A 5,903-nucleotide genomic window follows, 5' to 3' on the forward strand; every position below is an offset into this window, starting at 1 on the left:
CAGCTCACCGCCCGGCTGAGCATCGCCATGGGCAAGGCGATGGAGCGCCTGCTCACCTCCACCTCCCGGGCCATGGAAGACCAGCTGGCCGCCGCCTCGATGCGCGTCCAGACCCGGGCGGCGACGATGCAGACGCCCGGCATCATCCAGGCGAACGTCGCCGAGGCCGGCATCCGCGCGGCCCGCACGGTCCAGCGTGTCGAGGAGCAGGGCAGCACGCTCGCCGACCGCGATGCCTATCGCGCTGAGACCCTGCGCCTGAACAGCGTCCGCCGGAATGCCGAGCGCGAGAACGCGGACTTCGACCGCCAGCGGGCGCTCGCCGACACGAACCTGCGCGCCGACGCGGCCCTGGAGGATCGCGCCCGCTCGCAGCGCGCGGCCCGGCTGCAGGTCCAGGCCGAGTGGGAGAACCGCCAGTTCGACCGGCAGCGCACCGTGTCCGAGAACGCGATGCGGGCGGCGGCCGACGACGAGAACCGGATGCGGACGCTCGCCGCCAACCGCCTCCGGCGGGAGGCCGATCGCGAGAACAAGGAGCGCGACCTCGCCTACAAGATGGGCCAGGGGTCGATGTACTCCGATGCCAGCTACGAGGACCAGCAGCGGTCCCGGGCGATGTCGCGGCTCCAGACCCAGGCGCAGTGGGAGAACCGTCAGTTCGACCGGCAGCGGGCGATCGACGACGCCTCCATGCGCCGGCAGGCCGAGGACGAGAACCGCGCCCGCACGCTGGCTGCCAACCGCCTCCGGCGCGAGGCCGAGCGGGACAACAAGGAGTTCGACGCCAGCTACCGCGCCGGCCAGACCCGGATGCTGGGCAACGCCAGCTACGAGAACCGCCAGTTCGATCTGATCCGCGCGCGTGAGCGCCGGGACGCCGAGCGCGAGAACCGCGAGTTCGACCGCGTCCGGGCGCGCGAGAACCGCGCCGGGCCCGCGCCTCGGATGTCCTACGAGGACCGGGCGCGCGAGGGCTTCCAGCAGCAGGACGCCCGGTTCAGCCTCAACGGTGGCGCGGACCAGTTCGCCTTCCAGGCCAAGCTCGCCGCGAACTACGCGATCTTCGGCGCGATCACGGGCGCGATCACGGGCTCGGTCGCCGCGATCAAGGAGTTCGACGACACCCTGATCCGCTTCCAGGCGATCACCCAGACCTCGAACTCGGAGATGGCCGGCTTCCGGAAGAACCTGCTCGGCATCGCCGCCGACAGCCGCTTCTCCGTCAACGAGCTGGCCCAGGTCGCGATCACCCTCGGCCAGACCGGTCTCTCGGGCAGCGACGTCGGCAAGGCCCTGAAGCCGGTCGCCGACCTCGCGGCGGCCTCGGGCTCGACCCTGCAGCAGTCGGTCGAGGCCGTCACGGGTGTGCTCGGGTCCTATGGCCTCGCCGCGTCGCGCGCGGGCGAGGTCTCCGACATCCTCGTCGGCGCCCTGAACCGCACCAAGCTGACGATGGAGCAGCTGCAGCTCGGCATCCAGTACGCGGCCAACATCGCCCGCGACAGCGGTGTCAGCTTCTCCGAGCTGACCGCGACCATCGGCGCGATCTCGCAGGCCGGTGTCCGCTCGGGCTCGACGATCGGCACGGGCGTCCGCCAGCTCATCACCGAGCTGTCGAGCCCCACCGAGAAGCTGCGCGGGGTCCTGAAGGATCTCGGCATCAACCTCGCGGACGTCGACCTGCGCGCCAACGGCCTGTCCGGGGTGCTCAAGAACCTGCAGGCCGCCGGCTTCACCACGGCCGACGCGCTCCGCGCGCTCGACCTGCGCGCGGCAGCCGCCTTCTCGGCCATTGGTGGCCAGGGCGACCTCATCGAGAAGCTGCGCCAGGAGATGCTGCTGTCGTCGGCCGCCGCCGAGGGCGCGGGCAAGGCGAACGAGAGCCTGACCGCGACGATGCAGCGGCTGCAGAACGTCGTCTTCGGCGTCGTCGACACCGCCTTCTCGCCCCTGACCACGGCCCTCCGGCTGTCGACCGACGCGCTCTCCGGCATGGTCGGCGGCCTCAACCAGCTCGGCCCGCTGCTGCCCGCCATCGGCACCGGCCTCGCCGCGATCGTCGGCAGCCTCGCGCTCCTGAAGGTCGGTGCGCTCGCCGTGGGCCTGCTCACCAGCGGCATCGTCGGCCCGCTCGCGGGGATCGTCGGTGTCGGGGCCGCCGTGGCCTACCTGGCCTCGCAGTTCATCACCCTGTCCACCGCGATGGGCACCGTGAACAAGCGCCTCGACGAGCTGAAGGGCGTCGAGAACGAGCTGGCCTCGAAGCGCGATGCCGTGATCACCACGACCACGGACATCGACCGGCAGATCGAGGGCCTGATCGCCCGTCGCGACAAGCTGAACGAAGACCCGCTCCAGCTCCAGAACGCGATCATCGAAGCGCAGAAGGGCTTTGGCGCACTCGGACTGTCGATCGACACCACGTCGAAGTCGGCGGACAGTCTTATTGCCGCGTATCAGCGTCTTCGCGCTGAGATGGCCAACAAGCTCCCAGACATTGGTCTGCAGGAGATTTTGACGACCCAGCAGAAGCTGGTCGCGTTGCAGGAGAAGCAGCGCCTGTCGGGGCTTGCCAATCAGCCGGATACTCAGTTCGAGGAGATCGACGGCGTCACCGTGTCATCGGCCGTGAAGGACCCGCTCAAGCGCTTCCGCGCGCTCGGGCCGGCCTTCGACCGAGGCATGAACGTCGTCGCCAACCCGAGCCTCATCGACCCGAAGGATGCGCTCGGCAGCACGAGCGCCATCGCGCGCGACATGGTCGAGGCCCAGACCAAGATCTTCGAGGCTCGGCAGGCCGAGATGCTGGGCGGCAACGACCCCGCGAAGATCAAGGCCTTCGATGCCCAGCTCGATCTCGCCCGGGCGGCCCTGGAGCGCTTCGGCGCGGCGGCCGGGCTCGCCACCACGATCCAGGCCGAGCAGGCCCGGCTCGACCGCCAGTACAGCGATCAGCGGGTCAACCAGCTGAAGGCCACCCCGGAGGTTCGCGGCTTCCTGACCGGGGCCGAAGACCTGCAGGCCCTGCGGTCCTCGGACCAGCAGGCCGTGCTCGGCGCGAAGGGGCTCGACGGCAAGACCCGCCTCCAGCAGCTGATGGCCAGCCTCCGGGTCACCTCGGATCAGGCCAAGGATCAGCTCGCCAACCTCGCCGACTTCCGCGAGGCCGAGATCGGCCGCCGGATGGAGGAGCCCGGCGCGATCCTGAAGGACGTCACCACCGAGGTCGACGCCGCCCTTTCCCAGGTCAAGGGCAAGCTGGATCAGGTCGCCAAGAACGCGACGACCGAGCTGCGCCAGCTCATCGACAGCATCAAGCCCGAGGCCGTGCTCGTCGGGCAGGCCGAGAAGCGCGCCAACGACGCGGCGATGTCGGCCCTGACGAAGGAGGCCCAGAACACCCGCAACGCCGACGAGCAGGCCGCGATCTCCGAGAAGATCAAGGCCCTGATCCTCCGCAACGCCGCGATCACCAAGGAGATCCTGACCCTCGGCAAGACCGAGGGTGAGGGCGACAGCGCGACGGTGAAGGATCAGGTCGACCAGCTCGATCGCGAGACCGAGGCCCGGCTGGAGAAGCTGGCCGAGGATGCCGCCCAGCGTCGCCGCCGGATCGAGGAGAGCGTCCTGCGCCTGTCGGCGAACGCCGACAAGGTCCGGGAGCAGGAGCTGCGCACCCAGGCCGCGAAGCTGGAGAAGATCGCCAAGGACGTCCAGACCACGCCCGAGAAGGCGCGCGAGCTGGTCGAGCAGATCAACAAGCTGCTCGACGAGGCCAAGGCCATCGCCACCCGCCGGATCGACACCGACATCCAGCGCGAGAAGATGGACGCCCCCTCCGGCGCGATCCCGGACAGCCGGAACGCACCGGCCGGATCGGTCGCCGCGAAGGTGATCGAGGGCGCCCGCTCGGCGGGCCGCTCCGACATGGTCAACTATCTGCTCAGCCTCGGGCAGCTCGAAAGCTCGATGAACCCCGGTGCCAAGAATGCAAGCGGCGCCAAGGGCCTGTTCCAGTTCATGAACAACGAGTATCCGGGCGGTGTGAATACTTGGGGCAAGTATGGAAAGGGCAGCCCCTTCGAGGTCGAGAACCAGATCCCCGCGATCCTGAAGTTCACGCAGGACAACATCGACTACTTCAAGAACAAGGCCGGTCGTGATCCGACCGACGCCGAGAAGTTCATTCTGCACAACCAGGGCATGGGCGGCGGCCTCGGCCTGATCCAGAACCCGAACTCGCCCGCGCGGAACTTCGTCTCGTCGGAGGCGATCACGCGGAACGGCGGCAGCGCCGGCATGACCGCTGGCCAGTTCACCGACGTGCTCAAGAGCATGTACGCCCAGGCCAACTCGTCGGCCGAGCGGAAGTACACCACGACCGCCGAGAAGCTGCTCGACGACAAGGGTCGCGCTGCCAAGGGCAAGGTCGAGGAGGAGGACGCCGGGGATCGCCGCCGCGCCGGCAACATCGTCCGGGACAAGGAGGATCAGGCGCTCCTCGCCGGCCTGAAGCTGGCCGACAAGGGCTCGCAGGCCGAGATCCAGGCCGCCCTCGCCAGCCTCGCCCGGGCCAACGAGCCGGCCACCATCACCAAGGCCGTGCAGGCGGCCTCGGCGGCCTACGGCCGGCTGAACACGAACGCCCTGACCGAAGACGACATGGCGAAGAAGACGGCGTCCCGGACGCCGCAGCAGATCGCCTCGGATCGCGAGAGCATCACCGAGCGCTATCGCGAGATGGCCCAGAAGGAGGTCGAGCAGGCGGCCGAGGCCGCCGGCAAGCTGGCCAACAAGCAGGCGGACGAGGAGATCCGCCGGATGGAGGCCCGGCTCAAGGCCTACCGCACCGACAAGAACGAGAACAAGGAAGATCAGGCCGTCATCGACGCGCTCGACCGCGAGCTGACGATCCGGAAGGAGAAGCGCGGGCTGGAGGGCGAGAGCGCCAGCATCCAGGCGCAGATCGCCGTGATCCAGGCCGGCATCGCCGAGAACGAGAAGGCCGGCCTCGGCACCGGGCAGCAGCAGGTCCGCCTGCAGGAGAAGCTGCTGGAGCTGAAGCGCAAGCTCGGGCTGACCGAGGAGCAGGTCGGGCTCAAGAAGACCCTCGACAGCACCGGGCCGAGCTACAGCAACGCGGCCTCGGGCGCGGCCACCGACTTCATGAAAAGCCGGGGCATCCTCGGCGCGGACGGTGCGCTGGTCGACGACACGGTCCAGATGCGCAAGCTCCTGACCCAGGAGCTGACCGTCGTGGGCAACGCCTTCGACAACCTCTGGACCAACCTCGCCTCCGGCTCGATGAAGGCCGGTGCGGCCCTCAAGAAGTTCGCCACCGACATCCTCGGCGGCCTGATGTCGAACCTGTCCAAGAGCATCACCAACGAGCTGTTCTCGGCCATCTTCGGGGCCAAGGGCGGCAGCGGGGGCGGCGGCGGGCTGATCGGCGGGATCATGAGCCTGTTCGGCGGCGGGGGCGGCGGGGCCGAGAGCTTCATCGGCGAAGGCCTGATGAGCACCCCGATCACCTTCGCCAACGGCGGTCGCATCCCCTACCGGATGGCGAACGGCGGCCGGTCGGCGGCGACCGCGAACCGCGATGGCGTCCCGGTCTCGGCCATGCCCGGCGAGTACATGCTGCGGAAGTCGGCGGCCGAGGCCATCGGCTACGACACGCTCGATCAGGTGAACGCCCTCGGCGGCCAGATGGTCGACCGGGCCCCGAAGATCGAGGCCTCGCAGAAGTTCGGGGGTGCCAACGCCAGCGCGAACGTCTATGTCGTGGACCGTGATCAGGTCCCGCCGCCCAGCAAGAACGACATCATTCACATGATTGGTGAAGACATTCAGCGCGGCGGTGCGACGAAGCAGCTGATCAAGCAAGTCGCGGCGGGAGG

At 69.0% G+C, this 5,903-nt stretch carries 1 protein-coding gene; it reads left to right on the forward strand.

Features of this window, described 5'->3' with window-relative positions:
- Window positions 1-5,903: phage tail tape measure protein (locus K2X24_RS19470; RefSeq protein WP_292500176.1), on the forward strand; the 5,903-nt coding region annotated here is incomplete at both ends.

The sequence above is a fragment of the Methylobacterium sp. genome (assembly GCF_019750675.1).
Lineage (GTDB): Bacteria > Pseudomonadota > Alphaproteobacteria > Rhizobiales > Beijerinckiaceae > Methylobacterium.